The organism is Microbacterium sp. Leaf351 (assembly GCF_001423825.1).
In the GTDB taxonomy this organism is placed as follows: Bacteria; Actinomycetota; Actinomycetes; order Actinomycetales; family Microbacteriaceae; genus Microbacterium; species Microbacterium ginsengisoli.
Genome location: NZ_LMPK01000038.1, coordinates 24,326 through 27,253, shown reverse-complemented (window position 1 = coordinate 27,253; position 2,928 = coordinate 24,326). Strand labels below are relative to the sequence as shown.

Sequence of the window (2,928 nt, the reverse complement as noted above, 5' to 3'; positions counted from 1 at the left end):
ACGCCGGCATCCAGTACTTCGCCGCCAGCCGTGAGGCACTCGCGCTCTCGGGTGCGTTCGAGGTCACGCGCGAGCAGGCGCCGCGGTACTACCGGCTCGTCGAGAACCTGTGCATCACGACAGGCACGCCGATGCCGACGCTCTACGTCGTCGACGACCCGGCGCCGAACGCCTTCGCCACGGGCCGCTCGCCCGACAAGGCCGCGATCACCGTGACCACCGGGCTCTTCGAGCTGATGACCGACCGTGAGCTCGAAGGCGTGCTCGCGCACGAGCTCGGCCACATCCGCAACTACGACATCCGGGTGTCGCTGCTCGTCTTCGGTCTCGTCGTCGCCGTCGGCCTCATCGCCGACATGCTCATGCGCATGGCGTTCTTCGGAAGCATGCGCCGCAACAACAGCAACAACGCGCAGGCCCAGGCGCTGTTCCTCGTGTTCGGGCTCGTCGCCGCGATCGTCGCGCCGCTGCTCGCGGCGGGCGTGCAGGCCGCGATCTCCCGTCAGCGCGAATACCTCGCCGACGCGACCAGCGCCCTCACGACCCGTGACCCCGAGGGTCTCGCATCGGCGCTTGAGAAGCTCGAGGGCGCGAGCACCGTGCTGCAGAAGCCGAACACCTCCATGGCGCATCTGTGGATCGCGAATCCGCTGCGCGGCGGAGGGATGTCGCGCCTGTTCGCGACGCATCCGCCCATCCCCGATCGGGTCGAGCGCCTGCACGAGATGGGCGGAAAGTTCTGACCAGGACGGCGCCCAGACGCACGCCCGAAGCGGAATGCACCCGACCCTAGACTGAGTCGATGGGCGCTCGCAGCCGCGGCGTCAGGTCGACGGGCCGTGCCCGAGGAGGACTCCCGCGTGAGCGAGCCGACACTTGCCGAGTTCGAGGATGCCGCAGCCACCCTGGCTCCGCTGATCGCCACCACCCCCGTGGACAGCTCGCACTTCCTCTCCGAGGTGCTCGGCGCCCCGGTGCACCTGAAGCTGGAGAACCTGCAGCGCACCGGCTCGTTCAAGATCCGCGGCGCCGCCTACCGGCTCTCCCGGTTGAGCGAGGAGGAGCGGGCCCGCGGCGTCGTCGCTGCATCGGCCGGAAACCACGCGCAGGGCGTGGCGCTCGCCGCCCAGCGCCTCGGCATCCCGGCGACGATCTTCATGCCTCTGGGCGTCCCCGTGCCCAAGCTCCTCGCCACCCGCGGCTACGGCGCCGACGTCGTGCTCGACGGGCCGACCGTCGAGACGCCGCTGCGCCTCGCCGCCGAGTTCGCCGAGCGCACCGGGGCCGTGTTCATCCACCCCTTCGACCACCTCGATGTGATCCTCGGGCAGGGCACACTCGGCCTCGAAGTATTCGACGCGGTGCCCGACGTCCGGACGGTCGTGCTCGGCATCGGCGGGGGAGGCCTCATCTCGGGTGTCGCCGCCGCCATCAAGCTGCGTGCGGCCGCCGAAGGCCGCGAGGTGCGGATCATCGGCGTGCAGGCCGAGAACTCGGCCGCCTACCCCTCGTCGATCGCGGCGGGCGAACCGCTCGAGGTCGACACGACGCCGACGATCGCCGATGGCATCGCGGTCAAGCGCCCCGGTGACATCCCCTTCGCGCTCGTGCAGCGCTACGTCGACGAGGTCGTCACCGTCAGCGACGACGACATCGCCCGGGCCATCCTCGTGCTCCTCGAGCGCGCGAAGCAGGTCGTCGAGCCCGCCGGCGCGGTCGGCGTCGCCGCCATCCTCACCGGAAAGGTGCCCGCCGACGGACCGACCGTCGCCATCCTCTCGGGCGGCAACATCGACCCGCTGCTGCTGCAGCGCGTCGTCGCGCATGGGCTCGCGGCATCCAATCGCTACACGAGCCTGCGCATCCCGCTGCCCGATCGTCCCGGCCAGCTCGCCCGCGTCTCCGAACTGCTCGCCCTCGCGGGCGCCAACGTCATCGAGGTGCTCCACACCCGCCACGGGCAGGGGCTGCTCATCAGCGAGGTCGTGCTGCAGCTCAGCGTCGAGACGCGCGGTGACGAGCACCGTGCGCTCGTGCTGCGCACGCTCGAAGAGGCCGGCTTCCAGCCCACGATCGTCGCCGACTGAGACGACGACGGGCCGGCCCCCGAGGGGACCGGCCCGTCTCACGTCGGTGCGTTCAGCCCGTGAACGTGTCGACCTTGATGATCTCGACGGCGATCTCGCGGCCGTTCGGCGCGGTGTAGGAGGTCTTCTCGCCCTCCTTGAGGCCGAGGATCGACGAACCCAGCGGGGAGACCTCGCTGTAGACGTCGAGGTCGGTGCCTCCGGCGATCTCCCGGTTGCCGAGGAGGAAGACCTCTTCGCCGCCCGCGACCAGCGCGGTGATGACCGTGCCGGGCTCCACGACGCCGTGGCTCTCGGGCGCGTCGCCCACCTTCGCGCTCTTCAACAGCGCCTGCAGCGTGCGGATGCGCGCCTCCTGCTTGCCCTGCTCGTCCTTGGCGGCGTGGTAGCCGCCGTTCTCCTTCAGGTCGCCCTCTTCGCGGGCGGCCTCGATGCGCTTGGCGATCTCCTCGCGGCCCGTCGTGGACAGGTGCTCGAGTTCGGCGACGAGGCGGTCGTACGCCTCCTGGGTCAGGAAGGTCACCTGGTTTTCCGTGGACACGGTGTCTCCTTCGTCATACGGCACGACGCCCCGGCTCCCGCCAGGGCGTCGTCATTCGATCCCGACAGGCTACGGCACCCAGCAGGTGTTGACAAAACCCGTGGTCGCGATGCCCGTCACGGGGATCTGCTCGGTGAACGCCTGCGCGTGGGTGCCCGAGGCGGGGTACTGCACGACCTTCCAGCCGACCACGCCGTGGTCGGCGTCATCGGCCTCGAGCACGCAGGCGATCGCCTTGTCGGCGGGACCGGTGATCTGGAAGGTCACGGTCACCGTGTGGTCGTCGACCAGGTGGAATGC

Annotated in this window: 4 protein-coding genes; 2 read left to right on the top strand and 2 right to left on the bottom strand. The window is 70.2% G+C overall.

What is annotated here, in order from left to right; translation table 11 throughout:
- Both ASG00_RS12880 and ilvA read left to right on the top strand, forming a co-directional pair.
- A partial coding sequence (locus tag ASG00_RS12880; protein ID WP_056210094.1) for a M48 family metallopeptidase occupies positions 1-743 on the top strand: 743 nt, incomplete at its 5' end.
- Between the two features lie 117 nt (positions 744-860).
- Entirely contained in the window at positions 861-2,087 is a 1,227-nt protein-coding gene (gene ilvA / locus ASG00_RS12875) for a threonine ammonia-lyase (protein ID WP_045248679.1), read from the top strand.
- 52 nt (positions 2,088-2,139) lie between these two features.
- On the opposite strand, the gene greA is transcribed toward ilvA, so the two are convergent.
- Together greA and ASG00_RS12865 are read right to left on the bottom strand one after the other, a co-directional pair.
- Positions 2,140-2,628: a transcription elongation factor GreA gene (gene greA / locus ASG00_RS12870; RefSeq protein ID WP_045248680.1), complete on the bottom strand. Its 489-nt coding sequence runs from the start codon at positions 2,626-2,628 to the stop codon at positions 2,140-2,142.
- Between the two features lie 69 nt (positions 2,629-2,697).
- Positions 2,698-2,928: DUF4307 domain-containing protein (locus tag ASG00_RS12865; RefSeq protein WP_156456263.1), on the bottom strand; the 231-nt coding region annotated here is incomplete at its 5' end.